General features: G+C 72.2%; 20 protein-coding genes. 14 read left to right on the top strand and 6 right to left on the bottom strand.

Translation table 11 applies throughout. The features are described 5' to 3' along the window. Positions 1 to 9 precede the first annotated feature (9 nt). The 4 genes from RIU97_RS16040 to RIU97_RS16025 all read left to right on the top strand — a co-directional run bounded on the left by RIU97_RS16040 (position 10) and on the right by RIU97_RS16025 (position 7003). Complete coding sequence (locus tag RIU97_RS16040) at positions 10 to 1638, top strand: serine/threonine-protein kinase (RefSeq protein WP_404957376.1); 1629 nt, start codon at positions 10 to 12, stop codon at positions 1636 to 1638. Between the two features lie 93 nt (positions 1639 to 1731). Next, complete coding sequence (locus RIU97_RS16035) at positions 1732 to 3360, top strand: succinic semialdehyde dehydrogenase (RefSeq protein WP_404957374.1); 1629 nt, start codon at positions 1732 to 1734, stop codon at positions 3358 to 3360. A 9-nt stretch (positions 3361 to 3369) separates the two neighbouring features. Then, positions 3370 to 5193, top strand: coding sequence for a GMC oxidoreductase (locus RIU97_RS16030; RefSeq protein WP_404957372.1), 1824 nt, complete (start codon positions 3370 to 3372; stop codon positions 5191 to 5193). 166 nt (positions 5194 to 5359) lie between these two features. Then, positions 5360 to 7003, top strand: coding sequence for an LPXTG cell wall anchor domain-containing protein (locus RIU97_RS16025; protein WP_404957370.1), 1644 nt, complete (start codon positions 5360 to 5362; stop codon positions 7001 to 7003). A 297-nt stretch (positions 7004 to 7300) separates the two neighbouring features. Here the strand turns inward: RIU97_RS16025 and RIU97_RS16020 are convergent, their stop codons facing one another. Continuing rightward, positions 7301 to 7564, bottom strand: coding sequence for a chorismate mutase (locus tag RIU97_RS16020; RefSeq protein WP_319726447.1), 264 nt, complete (start codon positions 7562 to 7564; stop codon positions 7301 to 7303). A 297-nt stretch (positions 7565 to 7861) separates the two neighbouring features. Here RIU97_RS16020 and guaA point away from each other — a divergent pair, with 297 nt between their 5' ends. The 4 genes from guaA to RIU97_RS16000 all read left to right on the top strand — a co-directional run bounded on the left by guaA (position 7862) and on the right by RIU97_RS16000 (position 12261). Beyond that, positions 7862 to 9448 carry a glutamine-hydrolyzing GMP synthase gene (gene guaA / locus RIU97_RS16015; protein WP_404957367.1) on the top strand — a complete coding sequence of 529 codons (1587 nt, stop codon included), beginning with the start codon at positions 7862 to 7864 and terminating at the stop codon, positions 9446 to 9448. A gap of 147 nt (positions 9449 to 9595) precedes the next feature. Further along, on the top strand, positions 9596 to 10375 hold the full coding sequence (locus tag RIU97_RS16010; RefSeq protein ID WP_404957365.1) for a class II aldolase/adducin family protein: 780 nt from the start codon (positions 9596 to 9598) through the stop codon (positions 10373 to 10375). A gap of 109 nt (positions 10376 to 10484) precedes the next feature. Further along, on the top strand, positions 10485 to 11726 hold the full coding sequence (locus RIU97_RS16005) for a hypothetical protein (RefSeq protein ID WP_404957363.1): 1242 nt from the start codon (positions 10485 to 10487) through the stop codon (positions 11724 to 11726). 19 nt (positions 11727 to 11745) lie between these two features. Then, entirely contained in the window at positions 11746 to 12261 is a 516-nt protein-coding gene (locus tag RIU97_RS16000) for a DoxX family membrane protein (RefSeq protein ID WP_404957361.1), read from the top strand. On the opposite strand, the gene RIU97_RS15995 is transcribed toward RIU97_RS16000, so the two are convergent. Both RIU97_RS15995 and RIU97_RS15990 read right to left on the bottom strand, forming a co-directional pair. Beyond that, complete coding sequence (locus RIU97_RS15995; RefSeq protein ID WP_319726437.1) at positions 12207 to 12431, bottom strand: hypothetical protein; 225 nt, start codon at positions 12429 to 12431, stop codon at positions 12207 to 12209. The genes RIU97_RS16000 and RIU97_RS15995 overlap by 55 nt on opposite strands. Next, positions 12418 to 13719, bottom strand: coding sequence for a PspC domain-containing protein (locus tag RIU97_RS15990; RefSeq protein ID WP_404957359.1), 1302 nt, complete (start codon positions 13717 to 13719; stop codon positions 12418 to 12420). Before RIU97_RS15990 ends, RIU97_RS15995 begins: the two co-directional genes overlap by 14 nt. 131 nt (positions 13720 to 13850) lie before the next feature. Here RIU97_RS15990 and RIU97_RS15985 point away from each other — a divergent pair, with 131 nt between their 5' ends. From RIU97_RS15985 to RIU97_RS15970, 4 genes are all read left to right on the top strand, one after another. Then, positions 13851 to 15146, top strand: a complete 1296-nt coding sequence (locus RIU97_RS15985; protein ID WP_404957357.1) for a PspC domain-containing protein — start codon at positions 13851 to 13853, stop codon at positions 15144 to 15146. After that, complete coding sequence (locus RIU97_RS15980) at positions 15143 to 15832, top strand: LuxR C-terminal-related transcriptional regulator (protein WP_383565237.1); 690 nt, start codon at positions 15143 to 15145, stop codon at positions 15830 to 15832. The genes RIU97_RS15985 and RIU97_RS15980 overlap by 4 nt, the downstream gene beginning before the upstream one ends. A gap of 90 nt (positions 15833 to 15922) precedes the next feature. Then, positions 15923 to 17026, top strand: coding sequence for an alpha/beta hydrolase (locus RIU97_RS15975; protein ID WP_404957354.1), 1104 nt, complete (start codon positions 15923 to 15925; stop codon positions 17024 to 17026). 196 nt (positions 17027 to 17222) lie between these two features. Beyond that, positions 17223 to 18326, top strand: coding sequence for an NYN domain-containing protein (locus RIU97_RS15970; RefSeq protein WP_404957352.1), 1104 nt, complete (start codon positions 17223 to 17225; stop codon positions 18324 to 18326). Positions 18327 to 18388: 62 nt separating this feature from the next. On the opposite strand, the gene RIU97_RS15965 is transcribed toward RIU97_RS15970, so the two are convergent. The 3 genes from RIU97_RS15965 to RIU97_RS15955 all read right to left on the bottom strand — a co-directional run bounded on the left by RIU97_RS15965 (position 18389) and on the right by RIU97_RS15955 (position 20848). Then, positions 18389 to 19444 (bottom strand): NlpC/P60 family protein, encoded by a 1056-nt coding sequence (locus RIU97_RS15965; RefSeq protein WP_404957349.1) that lies wholly within the window; start codon positions 19442 to 19444, stop codon positions 18389 to 18391. 121 nt (positions 19445 to 19565) lie between these two features. Beyond that, the gene (locus tag RIU97_RS15960) at positions 19566 to 19919 is read right to left on the bottom strand and encodes a hypothetical protein (RefSeq protein WP_404957347.1); all 354 of its coding nucleotides are present in this window, start codon (positions 19917 to 19919) and stop codon (positions 19566 to 19568) included. A gap of 26 nt (positions 19920 to 19945) precedes the next feature. Further along, positions 19946 to 20848, bottom strand: a complete 903-nt coding sequence (locus RIU97_RS15955; protein WP_404957345.1) for an alpha/beta fold hydrolase — start codon at positions 20846 to 20848, stop codon at positions 19946 to 19948. Positions 20849 to 20982: 134 nt separating this feature from the next. Between RIU97_RS15955 and RIU97_RS15950 the strand changes: the two genes are divergently transcribed. Both RIU97_RS15950 and pcrA read left to right on the top strand, forming a co-directional pair. Then, positions 20983 to 21330 (top strand): ArsR/SmtB family transcription factor, encoded by a 348-nt coding sequence (locus tag RIU97_RS15950; RefSeq protein ID WP_404957343.1) that lies wholly within the window; start codon positions 20983 to 20985, stop codon positions 21328 to 21330. Beyond that, positions 21314 to 23830 (top strand): DNA helicase PcrA, encoded by a 2517-nt coding sequence (pcrA, locus tag RIU97_RS15945; RefSeq protein WP_404957341.1) that lies wholly within the window; start codon positions 21314 to 21316, stop codon positions 23828 to 23830. Before RIU97_RS15950 ends, pcrA begins: the two co-directional genes overlap by 17 nt. The last annotated feature ends 16 nt before the right edge of the window (positions 23831 to 23846 follow it).

Genomic DNA, 23846 nt, shown 5'->3' with positions numbered 1-23846 from the left:
CGGGATTTCGTGGAACAGCAGACAGGTGGGGGCGCCGTGCTGGCGGGCCGGTACCGGCTCGTCGAGCCGATCGGCCGGGGCGGCATGGGCAAGGTGTGGCGCGCGCATGACGAGCTGCTCCACAGGACCGTCGCGGTCAAGGAACTGACGGCGGGTCTGTACGTCTCCCAGGCCGACCGGGACGTCATGCACGCCCGGACGCAGAAGGAGGCGCGGGCCGCGGCCCGGATCCAGCATCCGGCGGTGGTGACCGTGCACGACGTGCTGGAGCACGACGACCGGCCGTGGATCGTCATGGAGTACATCGACGGCCCCTCCCTCGCGGAGGCGGCCAAGGCGGCCGGGCGGATCGAGCCCCGCGAGGCGGCCCGGATCGGGCTGCACGTGCTGGGCGCGCTGCGCGCCGCGCACGCGGTCGGCGTGCTGCACCGGGACGTGAAACCGGGCAACGTGCTGCTGGCCAAGGACGGCCGGGTGCTGCTCACGGACTTCGGGATCGCCGCGATCGAGGGGGACTCCTCGATCACGCGGACCGGCGAGATCGTCGGCTCCATCGACTACCTGGCTCCCGAGCGGGTCACCGGCGGGATCCCCGATCCGTCCTCGGACCTGTGGTCGCTGGGCGCCACCCTCTACACGGCGGTGGAGGCCCGCTCGCCGTTCCGCCGTACGTCGCCCATCTCCAGCCTGCAGGCCGTGGTGAACGACGAGCCGCCGGCGCTGCGCCAGGCGGAGGCCCTGGGGCCGGTCATCACGGCCCTGCTGCGCAAGGATCCGATGGAGCGTCCCTCGGCCGCGGAGGCCGAGCGGATGCTGCTGGAGGCGATGGAGGGCCGGGAGCCGAAGGCGGCGCAGGCGTACGTGCCGACGCGCGCGGTGACCCAGGACGAACTGGCCCCGGCGCAGGAGCCGTCCGCCGAGCCGGCCGCGCCGGCGGAGCGCGGGCAGACGGCCCCGCAGACGACCTCGCAGACCGCCCCGCTGCCGGAACCCGCCGAGACCGCGCCGGTACCCGCTCCCGCGGACCCGGCGAGCGGCTGGCTCAAGCGGGCCGCGGGCATCGCCCTGGTGGCGGCGCTGCTCGGCGGCGGCGGTGTGTTCGGGGTGCTCAAGTACACCGATGACCCGGGGAGCGGCGGCGCGGACAAGAACGTCAGCGCCCCCGACGTGACCCCCGCGCCGGCCGGCTACAGCAGGGTCACCGACCCCATCGCCGGCTTCACCCTGTTCGTCCCGGAGGGCTGGACGCGCAAGGCGAACGGCGACCAGATCGACTACACCCCGGACGACGGGAAGCACTTCATCCGGATCGCCTCCGATTCCACCCCGGACTACCAGGACCCGTACGCGCACCTGCTCGACCTGGAGAAGCAGGTGGCGAAGCGGACCGACTACAAGAAGGTGCGGCTGAACCAGAACACCTTCCGGGACAGCACCCTGGCCGCGCTCTGGGACTTCACCTGGACGGAGAAGCAGAACCACCCCGGTCCGCGCAGGGCCAAGGAGCAGATGTACGTCGCCCCGGACGGCACGGAGTTCGCCATCTACATGTCGAGCCCGGTCGCCGACTGGGCCACGACCGAGCAGCAGTTCGACATCGTGCTCAGCGGCTGGGAGCCGCCCGCCAAGAAGCCCTGATCCCGTCATCCTGCCAGCGATCACTGGCGGAAATGACAAAATCCGGTTACCGGCGGGTACCCAAAGGCTGTCCGGCGCAATACGCTCACCGGCATGACGGACTCGCAGGCCCCGGCCCCCCTCCGCACCGCACCGGAACCCACCAACCCGGTCGCCCCGGCCCCGGCCGGTGCCCGCACCGCCGCCGACGTGGTGACCCCCGACCTCGTCGTCCGGCTGACCCGCGGAGTGCTCGGCTCCGGGCGCACCGCCAACCACACCCCCTTCACCGGGGACCGGCTGGCGGAACTCCCCGAGGCCACCCCCCAGGACGTGGCCGAGGCCTTCGAGCGGGCGCGCGCGGCCCAGCCCGCCTGGGCGGCCGTCCCCGTCGCCAAGCGGGCGGCCGTGCTCCTGCGCTTCCACGACCTGGTCCTGGACCGGCAGGCCGAGGTCCTCGACCTGATCCAGCTGGAGACCGGCAAGGCCCGCCTGCACGCCCACGAGGAGGTCCAGGCGGTCGCCGTCGCCGCCCGCCACTACGGCCGCAAGGCCCCCTCGTACCTGCGCCCCAAGGGCCACACGGGCGCCATGCCCACCCTCACCAAGGTCACCGAGCTGCGCCAGCCGCGCGGGGTCGTCGGCCAGATCGCCCCCTGGAACTACCCCCTGGAGCTGTCGGTAGGCGACGCCCTGCCCGCCTTCGTGGCGGGCAACGCCCTCGTCATGAAGCCCGACACCGAGACCGCCCTGACCGCCCTGTGGGCGCGCGACCTGCTGATCGAGGCCGGGCTGCCCGCCGACGTCTTCCAGATCGTCCTCGGCGAGGGCCCGGTCGTCGGCCCCGAGGTGGTCCGGCACGCCGACTACGTCTCCTTCACCGGCTCCACCCGCACCGGCCGCGAGGTCGCGCGCGGCGCCGCCGACCGGCTCGTCGGGGTCTCCCTCGAACTCGGCGGCAAGAACGCGATGCTCGTCCTGCACGACGCCGACGTGGAGAAGGCCGCCGCGGGCGCCGTCCGCGCCTGCTTCTCCTCTGCGGGCCAGCTGTGCATCTCCATCGAGCGGCTCTACGTCCACGCCTCGATCGCCGACGCGTTCGTCGAGCGGTTCGCCGCCCGCACCAAGGCCATGCGGCTCGGCAGCTCGCTGGCCTACGGCGCCGACATGGGCTCCCTGGTCGGCGAGCGCCAGCTGGAGACCGTACAGCGGCACGTGGACGAGGCCGTCGCCAAGGGCGCCACCCTCGTCGCCGGCGGCACCGCCCGCCCCGACATCGGCCCGCTCTTCTACGAGCCCACCATCCTCGACGGCGTCGAGTCGCCCATGGCGGTGTGCGGCGAGGAGACCTTCGGCCCGGTCGTGTCCGTCTACCGCTTCACCGACGAGGACCGGGCCATCGCGGAGGCCAACGCCACCGCCTACGGCCTGAACTCCAGCGTCTGGACCAAGGACGCCCGCCGCGGCCACTCCGTCGCCGCGCGCCTGCGCACCGGCACCGTCAACATCAACGAGGGCTACGCCCCCGCCTACGGCAGCGCCCAGGCGCCCATGGGCGGCATGAAGGACTCCGGCCTCGGCCGCCGCCACGGCTCCGAGGGCATCCTCAAGTACACCGAGGCCCAGACCGTCGCCCACCAGCGGCTGCTCCCGATGGCGCCCTCGCTGGGCATGGACGACGAGAAGTACGCGGCGTTCATGACCCGCAGCCTCAAGATCATGAAGGCCCTCCGACTGCGCTAAGGGGTATCCGTGTCGCACGACGACGCATCCGACGCATCCGACGCGTCCGACGCCGCATACGACTACGACGTCATCGTCATCGGATCGGGCTTCGGCGGCTCGGTCTCGGCCCTGCGCCTGACCGAGAAGGGGTACCGGGTCGGCGTCCTGGAGGCAGGGCGCCGCTTCACCCGCGCGAGCCTGCCGAAGAACAGCTGGGACCTGCGGAACTACCTGTGGGCCCCGGCCCTCGGGCTCTACGGGATCCAGCGGATCCACCTGCTCGGCAACGTCATGGTGCTCGCGGGCGCCGGCGTGGGCGGCGGCTCGCTCAACTACGCCAACACCCTGTACGTGCCGCCCACCGCCTTCTTCGAGGACCGGCAGTGGGCGTCCATCACCGACTGGCGCGCCGAACTCGCCCCGTACTACGACCAGGCCCAGCGGATGCTCGGCGTGCGCCTCAACCCGACCATGACCCCCTCCGACGTCCACCTCAAGGCGGCCGCCGAGAAGATGGGCGTGGCGGACTCCTTCCACATGGCCCCGGTCGGCGTCTTCTTCGGAGACGGCGACGACGCCGAGGGCCACGCGAAGGTCCGGCCCGGCGAGGAGGTCCCCGACCCGTACTTCGGCGGCGCCGGCCCCGCCCGCAGGGCCTGCACCGAATGCGGCGAGTGCATGACCGGCTGCCGCCACGGCGCCAAGAACACCCTGAACGAGAACTACCTGCACCTCGCCGAGCGCGCCGGCGCCGTCATCCACCCCATGACGACCGTCACCGCCCTCGCCGACCACCCCGAGGGCGGCTACCGCGTCCGCACCGTCCCCACCGACGGGCGCCGCCGGGGCCGGGCCAAGGTGCTGCGCGCCCGCCACGTGGTCGTCGCGGCGGGCACGTACGGCACGCAGACCCTGCTGCACACGATGAAGGACCGCGGGGAGCTCCCGCGCCTGTCCGACCGGCTCGGAGAACTGACCCGGACCAACTCCGAGGGCCTGGTCGGCGCGCAGACCGACGACCGCCGCTACCGCAAACGGCACGGCGCAGGGCCCGGCAAGGAGCAACGCGCCGACTTCACCCGGGGCGTGGCGATCACCTCCTCCGTGCACCCCAACGCCGACACGCACATCGAGCCGGTCCGCTACGGCAAGGGCTCCAACGCCATGGGGTTCATGACCGTCCTCCAGGTCCCCCACAGCAGGCACCGGGTCCGCGCCTGGCTGGCCAGGACGGCGAAGCACCCGCTCCAGCTGGCCCGCTCGCTGTCGAACCGGCGCTGGTCGGAGCGGACCATCATCGGGCTGGTCATGCAGTCGCTGGACAACTCCCTGACCACGTACCGCAAGCCCGGCGGGATCGGGAAGGGCCTGCTCACCGCCCGCCAGGGCCACGGCGCCCCCAACCCGGTGCAGATCGCGGAGGCCACCGAGGCCGCGACCCTGCTGGCCGAGGAGATCAACGGCTTCCCGGGCAGCAACATCGGCGAGCTGATGGGGACCCCGCTGACCGCGCACTTCCTCGGCGGCTGCCCGATCGGGGCGTCGGCGCAGGAGGGCGTGGTGGACCCGTACCACCGGCTCTACGGGCACCCGGGCATCTCGGTGGTCGACGGCTCGGCGGTCTCCGCGAACCTCGGGGTCAATCCGTCGCTGACGATCACGGCACAAGCGGAGCGGGCGATGTCGTACTGGCCGAACAAGGGCGAGCAGGATCCGCGGCCCGAACAAGGGGCGGCGTACGTACGCCTGGAGGCGGTGGAGCCGGCCCGTCCGGCGGTCCCGAAGGAGGCCTTCGGCGCTCTGCGCTTGCCGTTCCTGGCGGTCCCCGAGATTCCGCCGCGCCGGTCATGACAGCGGCGGGTACCGCGCTCCCCCTCCGAGCGCGGTACCCGCCGCAGTACATAGGTGACAGATGTTCAGCCTTGAAGGTTGTACCGGAATCCGCCGCGCCGGGCTGTGGCGTCGATCACACGGCGAAGTGTGCAACTGCGACTGATCTTCGACAGTCAACCGCTGCATGAGAAAGCGCATCTCCTTGCTGGCTGCCTGTGGCCTCGCGGCCGTCGCGCTGGCCACCACCCCCGCCCACGCGGCGGACCCCGAATTCCGGCTGGCCGGCCCGGCCGAGACCGGCCTGCGCCCCCACCCCGGCGCCGACGGCAAGCCACGGAAGACCTCGGTCGAGTTCCGGATCTTCAACGACACCGCCAAGACGTTCGACCGCCAGAGCACCTTCACGATCGACCTGACCCCCCTCAAGGGCGTCGCCGACGTCACACTCGCCGAGCACCAGAGCTCGGACTGCACGCTCACCGCCACCGCCGTGACCTGCAAGCGCTGGGCGCTGTGGACGGGCGACTCCACCGTCGTGGACCTGAACCTCAGCGCGGCCAAGGACAGCAAGGCCGGCGCGACCGCGGACCTGACGGTGACCGGCAAGGCCGAGGGCGCCGCCATCAAGGCCGCCACCACCAAGGTGCGGGTCGGCGGCCCCGACCTGGTGATGGAGCCCGCCGCGCTCAAGGCGGAGCAGAAGCCGGGCGACAAGCAGGCCCTGCCGATCGTCTTCGCCAACCAGGGCACGGAATCCGTCCAGGGCGTGGTGCTCGAAGTGCGCACCACGCACGGCATCGGCCTGGTGGAGCAGTACGGCAACTGCTCCTACTCCGAGGACACGGGCGCGGGGCAGCCGTGGAACACGGGCTGGACCACGGTGCAGTGCCTGCTCGAAGGCGAGTACGAGGCGGGCAAGATCTACGGGGTGGACGGCCCGCTGACCCTCAAGGCCGCCCCGCACGCCTTCGCCGACGCGCTCACCTACGCGGTGTACGCGAACGGCGAGCATCCGAAGGCCGAGAAGCTCCGCAAGCCCGCCGCCGGCAAGCAGCTGACCGCGAAGGCGCGGGCGCCCAAGGCCTCCGCGCAGGCGGTGGACCTCGACCCCTGGAACAACTTCCAGGAGTTCGACTTCGCGACGAAGAACACCGCCGACCTCGTGGCCGCACCCGTGTCCCTCAAGGGCAAGGCCGGCGAGACGGTGCGGGCCGACTTCGGCTTCCGCAACAACGGGCCGGCGTGGGTGGCCCTCCTGCGTTCCGGTGACGACGTCGCCCGCACGGACATCGTCATCCCGGCGGGCGCGAGGGTCACCAAGGTGCCGGACCGCTGCCAGGGGGTCAACGCCGACGGCACCCAGCGCGAGCAGGCCCTGGGCGCGCCGCGCTACTTCTGCTCCTCCGGACACGTCGTGGGGGAGAAGGAGAACTTCGCCTACCCGTTCGAGCTGAAGATCGAGACGGTCGTCGAGGACGCCAAGGGCTCCGTCTCGGTCGGCCAGTGGACGCCCGGCGGCACCCAGCCCCAGAAGTGGGACCCGAACCACGCCAACAACAAGGCGGCCCTCGTCATCAACGCCAAGGGCGGCGGCACCGCGCCGAGCCCGACGCCCACGGCCTCGGCCACCCCGAGCGCCTCGGCCACCCCGACGGCGACCGCCTCGCCGACCCCGGGCAGCGGCACCGGCACCGGCACGAAGGCGAACGGCGGCCTGGCCTCCACCGGCACCTCGGCCGAGGCGATCGCCTTCGGCGGCGCGGCGCTGGTGGCCGCCGGCGGCGCCCTGGTCCTGGCGTTCCGCCGCAAGGCGGCCGGGCGGGCGTAGCCCCCGGGCGGGCGTAGCCCCGTACGCGGGTGACCCCGTACGCGTGCAGACGAAGAACGGCCGGCCCGGGGCGTCCCCGGGGCCGGCCGTCCTCCAAGGGGTGACCGGGCTGCTGTCCCCTGCCGTCCGGTCACGCGAAGGAGCGAGGTCCCACGACGCGCGCTCCACGGGGCGCACGTCTCATCGCTCCAGCGGAGCCACGCGTGGTGATGCGGTCCCGCGGCTGGCTGCCGCGGACATCCTCACCAACGAAGGGCCGCGGGGGCGGTCACGGTCCGGACGGGTGACGAACAGCCGTCACACGCGGCCCCGGCACAGCTCCAGCACGGTCATGGCGAGGGCGGTCCCGGGCTTCCCGAGGGCATCGCTCCAATGGGAGAGCACCTCCATCTCGCGGGACAGGTGCACGCGGCGCCCGCCCGACGAGATCCGGGCGTCCTGGATGACCGTGGAGACGGCCATCCGCTCCTGGATCAGGCCGATGATCCGGTCGTCGATGGCATCGATGCGCATCCGGGAGTCGGCGATCAGCTGCTCGGGGGTGGTGGTGATCGTGGTCATGGTCATCTCTCCTGCCGGGTGGGGCCCGCAGGTCCGGAGAAACGCAGAGCGCCCCGGTCCTGTCGGACCGGGGCGCTCTGGGAAGTCAGCGGCTCAAGCGAGCATCACGATGACCCATGGCGACCGGACCGGCCGGTGCCATAGGTAAAGAGGAAGCTCAGCTGCTTGCGCATGGAAGGGATTATTACCCTCCGTCGCTCTCCCGGCCAAGCCGATTCGGATGGTGAGACGAAGAGGGGTGCGGGTCCCCCGTTAGAATCGACAAAACAGCCACTTCTTCCGCCGGAAGGCCGCCCCGTGCCAGAAGCACCCTCCGCCGCCCACGACAGCGCCCCGGACACGGTTCTCGTCGTCGACTTCGGCGCCCAGTACGCCCAGCTCATCGCCCGCCGCGTCCGCGAGGCACGGGTCTACAGCGAGATCGTGCCGAGCTCGATGCCCGTCGACGAGATGCTGGCCAAGAACCCCAAGGCGATCATCCTCTCCGGCGGTCCGTCCTCCGTCTACGAGGAGGGCGCCCCGCAGCTCGACCGCGCGATCTTCGAGGCCGGCGTCCCCGTCTTCGGCATGTGCTACGGCTTCCAGCTGATGGCGGTCACCCTCGGCGGCCGGGTCGACAACACCGGTGCCCGCGAGTACGGCCGCACCCCGCTGGCCGTCTCCAAGGCCGGCTCCACCCTCTTCGAGGGCACCCCCGAGAACCAGTCGGTGTGGATGTCCCACGGCGACGCCTGCTCCGCCGCCCCCGAGGGCTTCTCCGTCACCGCGTCGACGAACGTCGTCCCGGTCGCGGCCTTCGAGAACGACGAGAAGAAGCTGTACGGCGTGCAGTACCACCCCGAGGTGATGCACTCCACGCACGGCCAGCAGATCCTGGAGCACTTCCTCTACCGCGGCGCGGGCCTCGCCCCCACCTGGACCACTGGCAACATCGTCGAGGAGCAGATCGCGGCGATCCGCGAGCAGGTCGGCGACAAGCGCGCCATCTGCGGCCTCTCCGGCGGCGTGGACTCGGCGGTCGCCGCGGCCCTCGTGCAGAAGGCCATCGGCTCGCAGCTCACCTGCGTCTACGTCGACCACGGCCTGATGCGCAAGGGCGAGACCGAGCAGGTCGAGAAGGACTTCGTCGCCGCCACCGGCGTGCAGCTGAAGGTCGTCGACGCGCAGGAACGCTTCCTGGCCGCGCTCGCCGGCGTCTCCGACCCGGAGACCAAGCGCAAGATCATCGGCCGCGAGTTCATCCGCGTCTTCGAGCAGGCCCAGCTGGAGATCCTCCAGGAGGACGGCCCCGCGGTCGCCTTCCTCGTCCAGGGCACCCTGTACCCGGACGTCGTCGAGTCCGGCGGCGGCACCGGCACCGCGAACATCAAGTCCCACCACAACGTGGGCGGGCTCCCCGACGACATCGAGTTCGAGCTCGTCGAGCCGCTGCGTCAGCTGTTCAAGGACGAGGTCCGGATGGTCGGCCAGGAGCTCGGCCTGCCGGACGAGATCGTCCAGCGCCAGCCCTTCCCGGGCCCCGGCCTCGGCATCCGCATCGTCGGCGAGGTCACCAAGGAGCGCCTGGACCTGCTGCGCGAGGCCGACGCCATCGCCCGCCACGAGCTGACCGCGGCCGGCCTGGACCGCGAGATCTGGCAGTGCCCGGTCGTGCTGCTCGCGGACGTCCGCAGCGTCGGCGTCCAGGGCGACGGCCGCACCTACGGTCACCCGATCGTGCTGCGCCCCGTCTCGTCCGAGGACGCGATGACCGCGGACTGGACGCGCATGCCGTACGAGGTCCTCGCGCGGATCTCCACCCGCATCACCAACGAGGTGCCGGAGGTGAACCGGGTGGTCCTGGACTGCACGAGCAAGCCCCCGGGCACCATCGAGTGGGAGTAGTCCCCGCCACCGCCTGAACCGAAGCCGCCGCTCCCTCCGGAGCGGCGGCTTCGTCGTATGTATGGCCACTTCGCGGGGGCGCCGGTACTTTGCGCCGCGACCCGAAGACGACCGTAGGCGAACGTAGGCGACCGTGAGGAGGGCCCCATGCCGGACCGGCCCGTACCCGTGCCCGTGGAGCGGCTCGGTTTCGAGATGCCGCCCGTGCACGACACCGCCGAGGCGGCGCGCGCCCACCGCAAGGAGCGGCTCGCCGGGGCGCTGCGGCTGCTGGGCCGGCTGGGGTACGAGGACGGGGTGGCCGGGCAGGTCACCGTGCGGGATCCCGAGTTCGAGGACTGCTACTGGGTGAACCCCTTCGGGCAGCCCTTCGCCGCGCTCACCGCCGGCGACCTGCTGCTGGTCGACGGGGACGGGCGGGTGCTCCGTGGGGAGCGTCGGGTCAACGAGCTGGCCTTCGCCGTGCACGCGGCGGTCCACCGGGAGCGCCCCGAGGTGGTGTCCGTGGTGCGCGCGCAGGCCCCGTACGGCCGTGCCCTCGCGGCCCTGGGCGAGCTGCTGGCCCCGATCACCGAGGAGGCCTGCGCCTTCTACGAGGACCACGCGCTGCTGGACGAGTACGCCGGGGCCGAGGAGCCCGGCCGGATCGCGCTCGCGCTGGGCCCGTACAAGGCGCTGGTCCTGCGCAACCGGGGGCTGCTGACGGTCGGGGACTCCGTGGACGCCGCCCTGTGGTGGTTCGTCGCCGCGGAGCGGGCGGCGCAGGTGCAGCTGATCGCCCGGGGCGCCGGGAAGCCGGTGCTCATCGACCACCGCGCCGCGGTCGCCACCCGGGAGCGGTTCGGGTCCGACCTGGCCGCCTGGGCGAGCTGTCAGCCGCTGCTCCGCGAGGGACACGCCGGTGGCGTCAACATCATGAACCGTTAATCACCTGCTCTGACATCGTGCGCAATCCGGAGCACTGCCGCAGTGGTGCACAATTCGCTGGCATTGCACCGTAGTTCAGAGAGGCGGCACGTTCGTGGCTGTCCAAGAGATGTCCAGAGGTACCCATACCACGGCCTGCACCTGCGAGGAGTGCGCACGTGAAGGCCACCGCCGCGCCGTCGCCGCCTTCCTGGAGAAGCGCGACGAGTTCGCCTCCGGGCTCGGCGTGCCGGCCGCCGTGGCCCACTCGCTCGGCGCCTCCCGCCAGTGGGTCTCCGACGAACTGACCCTTTCGGCCCGTACCGTCGCCGACCGGGGCCGGGAGGCCGGGAACTCCTGGCTGTACCTGTTCTCGCGGCGGGCCGTCCTCGCCGTGTGGATCGCCGCCGGGGTGCTGCTGCTGGTCCAGGTCGCCGCGGCGCTCGGCACCGGCTGGACCACGGCGCGCACCGCCGGGCTGCTGGCGGCCGTGGTGCTGGCCGGGCTGCTCACGGTCGCCGCCCGCGCCCAGTCGGTGCGCGGCGGACTGCTGGCGCCACTGGTCGGCGAGGACAACCGGCTGTCCACCTCGAAGGCGGTGCCCAGCGCCTGGGTGGTGCTGACGGCGTTCGCCACCCTGCTGCCCGCGCTGCGGCTGGCCGCCTCGGCGCCCGGGCCCGAGCGGCAGGCGCTGTACGCGGGCCTCGCGCTGGACCGGGCGCTGCCGCTGCTGGCGGTGGTCTCGCTGACCTCGGCCGTTGCGGTGCTGGTGCGCCGGGTGGTGTCCGTACGGATCATGGGCCAGCGGCTGCAGAAGCTGCCGGCCGACCGGCCGCGCGGAGTGGACCTGCTGACGGACGACGCGGGCCGCGGGAGCTTCCCGGACGCGCAGTACGTGCTCGTCTCGACGGTGGTGCTGGCCTACGCGGCGGCGTCGCTGGCCCGCTTCCCCGACCGGCTGCCGCAGCTGCCCTGGGCGCTGGCCCTGCTGGTGGCGCTGTCCGCCGCGGTGTACCTGGCGGCGAAGTACGCGGAGGGCACCCGCCCGCTCGTGCTGTCGGTGGTGCGCAGACGGGAGCCCGGGGATCTGGACGCGGCCGTCCGCCCCGGGGACGACATCGAGATCCGGGGCGTGGGCTTCGTGCCGCCCGGGGCGCAGACGCCGGAGATGCTGGCCCGGCTGGTGGTGCGGATCGGGGCGGTGCACGTGCACGTCCCGCTGGTCCCGGTGCCGGGCGGGTTCACCAACCCCTCCGACGCCGTGCTGACGGTGCCGGTCCCGGCGGAAGTGGAACCGGGGCGCATCGAGATCCAGGTGGTCACCGCCGCAGGAGTGGAATCCAACCGCTGCACCATCGACGTTGCCGAGTGATCGGGGTAGACATGTTTCCGTGACCCGAACCGATGTTCTTGAAGCAGAAGCCCCTCGTGCCGCGGCGGGACTGCGCGAGCTGGCATCCCGGTACGCGCTGCTGCCCCTGCGGATCTTCCTGGGCGTGACCTTCGTCTACGCGGGGCTGGACAAACTGACCGACTCCGCGTTCCTCTCCGCCAGCGGTGACGGCTCCATCGGCGACCTGATGCGCGGGGTGCGCGACACCTCCGCGGTCCCCGCCCTGGTGGACCTGTCGCTGAACTCCCCCGTCGGCTTCGCCGTGGCCCTGGCCATCGGGGAGATCCTGGTGGGCCTCGGGACCCTGGCCGGTCTGCTGACCCGTGTCGCGGCACTCGGCGGAGCGCTGATCGCGCTCAGCCTGTGGCTCACGGTGTCGTGGGCGGTGACCCCGTACTACTACGGCAACGACCTCGTCTATCTGATGGCCTGGACCCCGCTGATCCTCGCCGGGGCGCCCTACCTGTCGCTGGACTCCGTGATCCGGTCGCGCCTGTCCCGGCGCACGGCGTAGGTCACCATCCCGACCAGGGCGGCGAACGAAAGGCCGCCCAAGGTCATCGGGATGACGAGGAACCACGGCAGATCGGCCTCGCCGGCCGCGTCGAGCAGGTACAGCACGCCCGCCGCGATGAGGACCAGCCCCGCGAGGAGCCGCCCCGGCTGGAACTCATGACGCCGCACGGGCCACCTCCACCTGTCCCACACCCGTGTTCAGGTGCAGCTCGATCGTTCCGCCGGCCTCCGTGCCGGCGGCGGGCGGCAGCGTCGCCCGCTGGTGTTCGCCGCCGCTGCGGATCCGCACGTCCCGGCTCGTCTCCCCGGGCATGTGGATGTCGCCCAGACGGACCGAGACGTCGGCCTCGGCCGTCACCTCCCGCGGCAGGATCACCTTGAGCTGCCCCGCGTCGAGGGAGGCGCGGACCGGGACGGTGGCGCCCTTCGGCACGTCCAGGCGGCTCAGGTCCAGGACGGCGAGCCCGGTGCCCGCCTCGTACGAGGGCCGTACGTCGGCCACCGCGGCGGGCCGCCATTCGGTCCGCCGCCAATCGGTGCCGATCTCGGAGGGCAGCGCCGACGCCACCGCGAGGAGGCCCGCCGTGACGACCGCGAGCAGGACGGTGCCGAAGCCGGTGCGGCCCTTGACCGAGCTGACCGCGAGGCCCAGGCCGAAGACGGCCAGTGCGCCGGCCAGCCCGATCTGCAGCGCGTGGCCGAGGGTGCTGCCCTCCCACACCGAGGCGGTGGAGACGATCCCGGCGAGCAGGGCCAGGACGAACACCCGGCCGCCGATCCCGCCGCGCGGGCGGGGCGCCGCCGGGGCGGCCGCGGGAGCCGCCGCGGCGACCGGGCCCGGTGCGCCGGTGACGGCGTCGTCGTCCGGGCCCCACAAGTAGCCGGTCGACCCGACGGGGCCGGTGGTGCCGTCCTTGACCAGCGGGTCCCGCCACCACGACGGGCCGCCGGGCGCCGGCGGGGCCTGGGTCTCGGGAGTCGGCGGGCGGTGGCCGGCCGCATCCTCCGCCTTCGGCGGCAAGGTGTGCCGGTGCCGCTGCGACCAGTACGCCGCCCCGCCCAGGGCGAGGGCGGCCAGGACCGAGAAGACCGCCAGCCCGCCGTTGTCCAGCATCGACAGGAACAGCGCGCAGCCCACCAGCGCGGCGAACACCGCCGCCAGCGTGGCCCCCTCGACCCGGCCCGTCAGCAGCTTCTTCGCCTCGCTGTCCTCCTCCCCCTCCTGCGGGAGCAGCAGCCACGCGAAGCCGTAGAAGATCAGACCGACGCCGCCGGTGACCGCGAGGACACCGAGGACGATGCGGAAGACCACCGGGTCCAGGTCGAAGTACCGGCCCAGTCCGCCGCACACGCCCGCGAGGACCTTGTCGCGCTTGCTGCGGCGCAGGGGCGGCCGGGCGCCGGCGGCCGGGGGACCCCCGGCGTCCGCCGCCGGGGCTTCGTGTACTTCGGTCATGGGTCCATGGTGACGGGCCGCGGAGGCGTGCGGCACCGGGCCCTACCCTGGCGCAACCCTGATATCCCCCGTACAGAAGTGGGGGGATGCCCTGATGCCGGGCCGCCGCCGCACGTGTGACCCTTGGTGACATGCCCGTAGCCGCCGCTCCCCGTACCCCGCACGCACCGGAAGCCGACGAACCACCGCACCGCAAGCTCTACCGCAGCGCGGACGGCCGGATGCTCGGCGGCGTCGCGCGCGGTCTCGCGGGGCACCTCGGGCTGCCCGTGATCTGGGTCCGGCTCGCGTTCCTGGGCCTGTTCATGTGGGGCGACGGGCTGGGCGTCCTGCTCTACGCCGCGTTCTGGGTCTTCGTACCGCTCGGCGTCGGCGGCCGCAGCGGGCACCGCTCCTTCTTCGAGACCCTCCCCGACGGCAGCCGCCGCCTGCGCAAACCCGACCGCGGGCAGATCGCCGCGCTGATCGCCCTGTCCGTCGGCGCGGGCATCTTCGTCTCGAAGGTCCAGGTCGGCGGCGCCTCCGGCCGGTACGTGTGGCCGACGCTGCTGGTCGGGGCCGGTGTGGTCCTCGTATGGCGGCAGGCCGACAATGCCCGCCGCGCCCACTGGACCACGGCCGCCGGACGGCACGGGCGCCTGTTCCAGGTCGCCCGGGCCCTCGCCGGCGTCGCCCTCGTCGGCGTGGGCCTGACCCTCTTCATCGTCGTACGGGGCTCCGCCGCCCAGCTCGGCAACGTCCTCACCGCCACCCTCGCCGTCCTCGTCGGCGTCGCCCTGCTCGCCGGCCCCTGGCTGATCCGGATGACCCAGGACCTCTCCGAGGAACGCCTGATGCGCATCCGCGCCCAGGAGCGCGCCGAAGTCGCCGCCCACGTGCACGACTCGGTGCTGCACACCCTCACCCTGATCCAGCGCAACGCGGAGGACGCCGGTGAGGTGCGCCGGCTCGCGCGGGCGCAGGAACGGGAGCTGCGGAACTGGCTCTACAAGCCCGAGGGCACCGGCAAGGAGGAGGCGGAGGAGCCCGCCACCCTGGCGGAGGCCGTGAAGAAGACCGCCGCCGAGGTGGAGGACCACCACGGCGTCCCCATCGAGGTCGTCGTCGTCGGCGACTGCCCGCTCGACGAGAGACTGGCGGCGCAGGTCCAGGCCGCGCGCGAGGCGATGGTCAACGCCGCCAAGTACGGTGGCGAGGGCGGCCCCGTGCAGGTGTACGCGGAAGTGGAGGGACAGACGGTCTTCGTGTCCGTACGGGACCGGGGACCGGGCTTCGACATCGACGCGGTACCGGACGACCGCATGGGCGTACGAGAATCGATCATCGGCCGGATGCAGCGCAACGGCGGGACCGCACGGCTGCGGTCCGCACCCGACGGCGGCACGGAAGTCGAGCTGGAGATGGAGAGGGCGGCGAACGCAGGATGACCGAGGACAGCGCTGTGACGGAGACCAGGAGGGTCCGCGTGGTCCTCGTCGACGACCACCGGATGTTCCGCACCGGAGTGCAGGCCGAGATCGGCGAGACCGCGCGGACCGGGGTCGAGGTCGTCGGCGAGGCCGCCGACGTCGACCAGGCCGTCACCGTCATCACCGCCACCCGGCCCGAGGTGGTCCTGCTCGACGTGCACCTGCCCGGCGGCGGCGGGGTCGAGGTACTGCGGCGCTGCGCCCCGCTGATGGCGGCGGCCGAGGCCCCCGTCAGATTTCTGGCGCTGTCGGTGTCCGACGCGGCCGAGGACGTCATCGGGGTCATCCGGGGCGGTGCGCGCGGGTACGTCACCAAGACCATCACCGGCACCGACCTGGTGGACTCGATCTTCCGCGTGCAGGACGGCGACGCGGTGTTCTCGCCGCGGCTGGCGGGCTTCGTGCTCGACGCCTTCGCCTCGACGGACGCCCCGCCGGTGGACGAGGACCTGGACCGGCTGACCCAGCGCGAGCGCGAGGTGCTGCGGCTGATCGCGCGCGGATACGCCTACAAGGAGATCGCCAAGCAGCTCTTCATCTCGGTGAAGACGGTGGAATCGCACGTCTCGGCCGTGCTCCGGAAGCTCCAGCTCTCCAACCGCCACGAGCTGACCCGCTGGGCGACGGCCCGCCGGCTGGTGTGACGTCCGGCCCGCTCTGACCTGCGGGTGTGACCCACACCGCAGGTCGGGCGGGCAACCGGGGCAGGTCACGCCGCCCTCTACGGTGGCGTGATGAGCTTGACGGGGACACCCTTCTTCGTGACGGTGATCGTGCTGACCGCGATCGCCGTCGTCCTGCCGCTGGCCGTGTGGAGCAAGGTGCGCGGCCCGGCCGTCGTACGCACCGCCGTACGCGCGCTGATGGTGGTGTTCGCGCAGGTCACCGCCGTCGCGGTGGTGTTCGTCGCCGTCAACAGGGCCGAGCACTTCTACGCGTCGTGGGGAGACCTCTTCGGCACCGGCACGTACGTCACCGCCGCCCCCGACCTCGGCCCGGACGGGCTCGGCGGGAAGAAGGTCGAAGAGGCCCCGAAGGTCAAACAGCAGTTCCAGCCGGTCGAGGGCCTCGGCGGCCGGGTCCAGAAGACCGAGCTCGACGGCAAGATATCCGGGGTCAAGGGCGACGTCATGGTGTGGCTGCCGCCGCAGTACGACGACCCGGCCTACAAGGACAAGAAGTTCCCGGTGGTCGAACTGATCCCGGGCATACCGGGGACGGGCAAGTCCTGGTTCCAGGGGGTCAAGGCGCACGAGGTGCTGGAGCCGCTGATGAAGAGCGGCAAGGTGCAGCCGTTCATCCTGGTCTCGCCGCGCGCCATGCTGGTCGGCAACGGCGACACCGGCTGCGCGAACATCCCCGGCAAGGTCAACGCCGACAGCTGGTTCAGCGTCGACGTCCGCAAGATGGTCGTCGACAACTTCCGGACCTCGGAGGAGGCCCGCACCTGGGGCGTGGCCGGGTACTCGGCCGGCGCCTACTGCGCCGCCAAGCTGGCGATCCTGCACCCCGACCGCTACAGCGCGGCCGTCTCCCTGTCCGGTTACAACGACCCCGGCCAGGAACCCTCCTCACTGGTCGCCCAGGACCCGCAGCTGCGCACCACGCACAACCTGAAGAACCTGCTCAAGGCCGCGCCCACGCCGCCGGCGGTCTCGCTGTGGATGTCGGGGGCGGAGCAGGACGGCTACCTGTCCGGCATGGACCTGAAGGGTCTCGCGCAGAAGCCGACCGTGGTGCACGCGGAGAAGGTGGTCGGCGGCCACAACCTCGAATCGTGGTCCAAGCAGCTGCCGCAGACCTTCGGCTGGCTGAGCACGGTCGTCAAGGCGCCGTAGCCGGCCGGGCCGCTGTCCGGCCGGGCCGCTGTCGGGCCGGGCCGCTGTCGGGCCGGGCGTCTGCTCGGCGGGGCGTATGCCGATCGGCGGATGCGGCCCGCCGAGCGGCCGTCGATCTCTGCCGGTCGGCCGATGTGCCCGGTACCCGCAGGCCGGGAGCCTGGTCCCAGGACGAAATCCAAGGGGGATCAGGGCCATGGCACTTGCGGTGGAGACCGGGGCAGGGCAGGCGGTGGCGGAGGCGACGGTGCGCCACCGGTGGTGGTCGGGCTGGCCCCGCTGGGCCCCGTACGCGGCGGCCGCGTGGTCCCTCGCCTACGGACTGGCCGGGCTGTACTGGGCCCTGGGCGGCGCCGGTTACCCGTTCGGGCCGGTCCCCGAGGACCGCTCGGCCGGATCCATCCTCGAACCGAGCCCGGCCGCCGTCGTGAGCCCGGTCATCGCGTCGCTCGGCCTCGCCGGGGCGGTCTGCGGGGTGCTCATGGCACGCCGCCCGGTGAGGGGCAGGGCCGTCCGGCGGTTCCTGCTCGGCTTCGGCTGGGTGCAGGCCCTCGCGCTCACGGTGGCCCTGCAGGACTACACGCTGATCGCCGTGGTCGCCTTCGCACCGCTCCTCGTGGTGTTCGCCTTCACGGGGGTGCCCGGCCCGCAGGGTGGGGTCGACGAGATCCTCTACTGGCACCGGGACAACCTGCTCATCCTGTTCGTGGGCGGTGTGCTCTGGACCCTGGCGGTGCTCGCCCACCAGCGGCGGACCCACGGACTGTGCGCGCACTGCGGGCGCGGCGGAAGGGCCGCGGCCTGGACCGCGCCGGAGTCGGCGGCCCGCTGGGGGCGCAAGGCCGTGCTGATCGCCGTCCTGTCGAGCATCCCGTACGACGTGACCCGGGTTGCCTGGTTCTTCGGCTACCCGCTGGGCATCACCGACGCGTTCCTCAAGGACATGCAGGACACCCCGGGCATGCTGGGGATCGGGCTCGGTCTGGCGATCGCGTCGACCGCCGGCGGCGTGCTGACCCACGGGCTGGTCGCGCGCTGGGGCGAGGTCTGGCCGCGGTGGGTGCCGTTCAAGGCGGGCAGGCCGGTGGCCCTCGCCACCGCGATCGTCCCGGCCCTGCTCGTCGCGGTGGTGCTCATCCCCGGCGGCCTGCAGATGATCCGGGGCGGGAACCAGCCCTTCGGCTGGGGGACCAACTACCCGGCGATGCTCTGGGTGGTGTGGGGAGCCGCGCTCGGCGCCGCCACCCTCGGCTACTACCTCCGCCGGCGCGGGACCTGCGGGCACTGCGCCCGCGGATGAGCGGGCAGGTGCACGTCCACGTCCACGTCCACGTCCACGTCCACGTCCACGTGCCGCAGGGCCTACGCCGGGCGGGAGGCGCCGGCCCAGGGCATCGAGTCGACCGGTGCCAGCCGGACCGTCGACCCGGGGCGCGGGGCGTGGATCATCTGGCCGTTTCCGATGTAGAGGCCGACGTGGGTCACCCCGGAGTAGAAGAACACCAGGTCTCCGGGGGCCAGCTGGTCGCGGGACACGCGCCGGCCGGCGTTGATCTGGGTGTAGGTGGTGCGGGGCAGGGAGACTCCGGCCGAGCGCCAGGCCGCCTGGGTCAGGCCCGAGCAGTCGAAGGACCCCGGGCCCGTCGCGCCCCACACGTACGGCTTCCCGATCGCCGTGTACGCGAAGGCCACGGCGCGGGCCGCGCGGGACCCGTCGGAAGGCGGCGGCGGGGTGCTGCCCTTCGGGGCGGCGGGCGGGGCGGCGGGCGAGGCGGCGGGCGTCTCGGCCTCGTAGGCGGCGCGCTCCTCGGCGGTGAGCTTGGCCAGCAGACGCTTGGCGGCGGTGAGCTTGTCCTCGATCACGGCCTTGTGCGCGGCGAGTTCGTCCTGCTTGGAGCGGAGGTCGGCGAGCTGCCCGGCGGCCTGGTCCCGGAGCTTCCCGACCTCGTCGAGCCGGCGGCGCACGGTGGTGATCCCGGCGGCGTTGCGGTCCCCGGCGCGGGTGATGAAGGAGGCCTGGGAGAGGTACTCCTGGGGGTCGGACGCCAGCGCGAGCTGCACGGCGGTGCCCAGGGACCCGCTGCGGTACTGGGAGGCGGCGAGCGTGCCGAGCGCGCTGCGGGCGGTGTTGAGCTGGTCGGTCTTGCGGGCGGTCTCCTCGCGCAGGCCGGTCAGCGCGCGCTCGGCCTCGTCGGCCTTCTCCTTCGCCCCGTTGTACTGCTCGGTCGCCGCCTCGGCCTCCTCGTAGAGCCGGTCCACCTCCGACTTGACCTGGGAGGGGGTGGGCCGGGGATCGGCCTGGGAGGTGCCTTCGAAGGCGGTGGCGGTGGCAGCGCCCGCGAGGGCGAGGGTGGCGGCGGTCGTCCGTGCCGTGCCGCCGGAGAGCGGGCGCTGCCTGGGCTTTCGATGACTGGCCACGAGGGCCTCACGTCCTTCCCCTGTCTCTGACGCTGGGTCTTGGGGGAGGACGCTAAACCTGAAAGTAACGGGCCGATGTCGAGATGATCCGAACTGATCGGATGTGGCGGATCGGTATCCGTCAGTGCCAGAGGACGGCGATAAAGATGTTGATCACGGTCAGTCCGCCGACCGCGCCGAACAGCGCCTTGTCGACCGTCTCCTCGTCGCGCTTGACGTAGACGAGGGCGAGGATCACGAAGAGGATCGCGAGCTTCACGCCGACCTTGACGTTGTTGACCGGCGTTCCGTCCATCTCGTTGAAGCCGACCAGCAGTACGCCCGTCACGAGCATGGTGAGCGCGCCGTGCAGCATGGCCGGCGTGAAGCGGGCGGTGCCCGCGCTCATCGCCTTCATCTGGGTCAGGAAACCGCCGAGCAGCGAGGCGATCCCGATGATGTGCAGGCCGACGAAGACATTGATGAGTACGTCCATGCGGTCGAGCGTACGGGGCGGTCCGATCAGCCCAGGAAGCGGACCAGCTCCTCGGTCACGGCCTCCGGCCGCTCCTCCGGGAGGTAGTGGCCGCTGCCGTCGACGCGGACGATCCGGGTGTCGGTGCCGAGCGCCGGCACGGCGCCCCGCAGCTGCTCGTAGTTGCTGTACTCGCCGCCCAGGGCGAGCAGCGGCGCGGTCACCGGGGCGTAGCCGGCGAGGTCGGCGATGTCCTGGGCGAAGGCGCGGTACCAGTCGTTGCCGGCCCGGATCGCCTCCGGTGAGTCGTAGGCGCGGGCGTACACGGCCCGCGAGCGGGCGTCGATGGACGCCGGGTCGGCGGACGCGGCGCCGAACAGCCAGTCCAGCAGGAGGTGGTAGCGGCCGGCGAGCAGTTGTTCGGGCAGGCCGTGCACCTGGTTGAAGGCGAACCACCACAGGTGGTACAGGTCGGGCCGGGGGATCAGCGGCATGAGGGCCCAGCTCTCGTCGGGGTGCGAGACGTCGAGGAGCGCGATGCGGCCGGTGGCCTCGGGGTGGTTGGCGGCGAAGGCGTAGGCGACCATCGCGCCGATGTCGTGGCCCGCGATGTGGGCCCGCTCCAGGCCGAGGTGGCCGAGCAGGGCCCGGACGTCGGCGGCCATCGTCTTCTTGTCGTATCCGCTCTCCGGCTTGGCGGAGCCGCCCATGCCGCGCAGGTCCACGGCGATCACCCGGTGGCGGCGTGCCAGGGCGGGCATCACCTTGTGCCACTGCCACCACGTCTGCGGCCAGCCGCCGAGGAGGACGAGCGGCTCGCCGCTGCCGCCCTGTACGTAGTGCAGGCGGGTGCCGTTGACCTCGGCGTGGTGGCTGGTGAAACCGCCGTCCAGGGAGGCGGCCAGGGAGGCGTCGTCGAGGTCGGTGGTGTCGGACGTGGCAGTGGGCATGGGGGTGTCCTTCGTGGAGGAGTGGGGAGGGACGGCCGGATGACCATACGGAGATCTCGTACGGTTGATCGGAACTGTACGAGATCTTCGAACGATTGGGCAAGGTCCGTACGAGATCTGCGTACAGTTGGGGCATGGCTGCCGCTGCTGACCTGCCCCACCCCGCCGCTGACCGCATCGAGCTGGCCGAGGTCCTGGCCGCGCTCGGGCATCCCGTCCGGCTGGAGATCGTCCGCAAGCTGGCCTCCGGCGAGGAGGCGTTCTGCGGCGAGGTGGTGCCGGACCTGCCCAGGTCGAGCGTCACGCACCACCTCAAGACGCTGCGCGAGAGCGGAGTGATCTGCCAGCGCCCCCACGGCCGCAAGCTCTACCTCGCGCTGCGCCGCGACGATCTGGACGAGTGTTTCCCCGGTCTGCTGGAACTCGTCCTGGCCTGTCGGTCCCGCCCCCTAGACTCGGAATGCGATGAGCAGCCTCTTTGACGACAGTTTCCTGGCGGACCTCTCCCCCTCCGACGAGGTCCCGCCGCCGCCCGAGGAACACGGCGCCCCGGAACCGGGCGCGGACGATCTCTTCGGGGGGCGGTTCGACGTGCCCATGAGCGGGGACGCGTACTACCGGGACGGCGCCCCCAGGCCCGTCATCGACCCGGCGACGCTCCTGGAAGGGCTCAACGAGGAGCAGCGCGCGGCCGTGGTGCACGCGGGCTCCCCGCTGCTCATCGTGGCCGGGGCCGGCTCCGGCAAGACCCGGGTGCTGACCCACCGCATCGGACACCTGCTGTCCGCGCGGAACGTCCACCCCGGCCAGATCCTGGCGATCACCTTCACCAACAAGGCCGCCGGCGAGATGAAGGAGCGCGTCGAGGGCCTGGTCGGCCCGCGCGCCAACGCCATGTGGGTCTCCACCTTCCACAGCGCGTGCGTCCGCATCCTGCGCCGCGAGTCCAAGCGGCTCGGCTTCACCTCCTCGTTCTCGATCTACGACGCGGCCGACTCGAAGCGCCTGATGGCGCTCGTCTGCCGTGACCTCGACCTGGACCCGAAGAAGTTCCCGCCGAAGTCGTTCAACGCCAAGATCTCGAACCTGAAGAACGAGCTGATCGACGAGGAAGCCTTCGCCGACCAGGCCGTCGACGGCTTCGAGAAGACCCTCGCCCAGGCGTACGCGATGTACCAGGGGCGGCTGCGCGAGGCGAACGCACTCGACTTCGACGACATCATCATGACCACGGTCCACCTGCTCCAGGCCTTCCCGGACGTCGCCGAGCACTACCGGCGCCGCTTCCGGCACGTCCTGGTGGACGAGTACCAGGACACCAACCACGCCCAGTACACGCTCGTGCGCGAGCTGGTCGGCACCGGCTACCCGGACCTGCCCCCGGCCGAGCTGTGCGTGGTGGGTGACGCCGACCAGTCGATCTACGCCTTCCGCGGCGCGACCATCCGCAACATCCTCCAGTTCGAAGAGGACTACAAGGACGCGACGACGATCCTGCTGGAGCAGAACTACCGCTCGACGCAGACGATCCTCTCCGCCGCCAACGCGGTCATCGAGCGCAACGAGAACCGCCGCGCCAAGAACCTGTGGACCGAGGCCGGCACGGGCGCGGTCATCACCGGCTACGTGGCGGACACCGAGCACGACGAGGCACAGTTCGTCGCCGACGAGATCGACCGGCTGACGGACGCCGGCGACGCCAAGGCGGGCGACGTCGCGATCTTCTACCGGACCAACGCGCAGTCGCGCGTGTTCGAGGAGATCTTCATCCGGGTCGGGCTGCCCTACAAGGTCGTCGGCGGCGTCCGCTTCTACGAGCGCAAGGAGGTCCGCGACGTCCTCGCGTACCTGCGCGTCCTCGCCAACCCGGAGGACAACGTCCCGCTGCGCCGCATCCTGAACGTGCCCAAGCGCGGCATCGGCGAACGCGCCGAGGCGATGATCGACGCCCTCGCGGCGCGCGAGAAGATCACCTTCCCGCAGGCGCTGCGGCGCGTGGACGAGGCCTTCGGCATGGCCGCCCGCTCGACGAACGCGGTGAAGCGGTTCAACGTGCTGATGGAGGAGCTCCGCACGATCGTCGACTCGGGCGCGGGCCCGGCGGTGGTCCTGGAAGCGGTCCTGGAGCGGACCGGCTACCTCGCCGAACTGCAGGCGTCGACCGACCCGCAGGACGAGACGCGGATCGAGAACCTGCAGGAGCTGGCGGCGGTGGCGCTGGAGTTCGAGCAGGCGCGGGAGGCCGCGGCGGCCGAGGCGGCCGAGACCGGAGCCCCGGCTCCCGGTTCCGGCACCCTGGCCGAGTTCCTGGAGCAGGTCGCGCTCGTCGCCGACTCCGACCAGATCCCCGACGAGGACACCGAGGGCACGGGCGTCATCACGCTGATGACCCTGCACACCGCCAAGGGCCTCGAGTTCCCGGTGGTCTTCCTGACCGGCATGGAGGACGGGGTCTTCCCGCACATGCGCGCGCTGGGCCAGACCAAGGAGCTGGAGGAGGAGCGCCGCCTCGCCTACGTCGGCATCACGCGCGCCCGCGAGCGGCTCTACCTCACCCGGTCGAGCATGCGCAGTGCCTGGGGCACGCCCTCGTACAACCCGCCGTCGCGGTTCCTCGAGGAGATCCCGGCCGAGTACCTCCAGTGGAAGCGGACGGGCGCCACCCAGAAGCCGGCGGGACCGATGCGGAGCTCCGGCTACGGGTCCTCCGGTTCGGGGAAGGCGACCTTCGGCACCTCGCCCGAGGCGTTCCTGTCCTCGTCGCGTACGAAGTCGGGCCCGTCCGGGTTCGCGACGCGGCGGGCCGCGGACAAGCCGGTCATCGCCCTGGTGGTCGGGGACCGCGTCACGCACGACCAGTTCGGGCTCGGCACCGTCATGGAGGTCAAGGGCGCGGGCGCGGACGCCCAGGCCACCATCGACTTCGGGGACGACAAGCCCAAGCGGCTGCTGCTGCGTTACGCGCCGGTGCAGAAGCTGTAGCGGCACGGGCCGGGCC

Origin of the sequence: Streptomyces sp. 147326, assembly GCF_045000215.1 — a bacterium.
Classification (GTDB): domain Bacteria; phylum Actinomycetota; class Actinomycetes; order Streptomycetales; family Streptomycetaceae; genus Streptomyces.
Note: the sequence above shows the minus strand (reverse complement) of the source record. Positions and strands in the feature narration are given on the sequence as shown.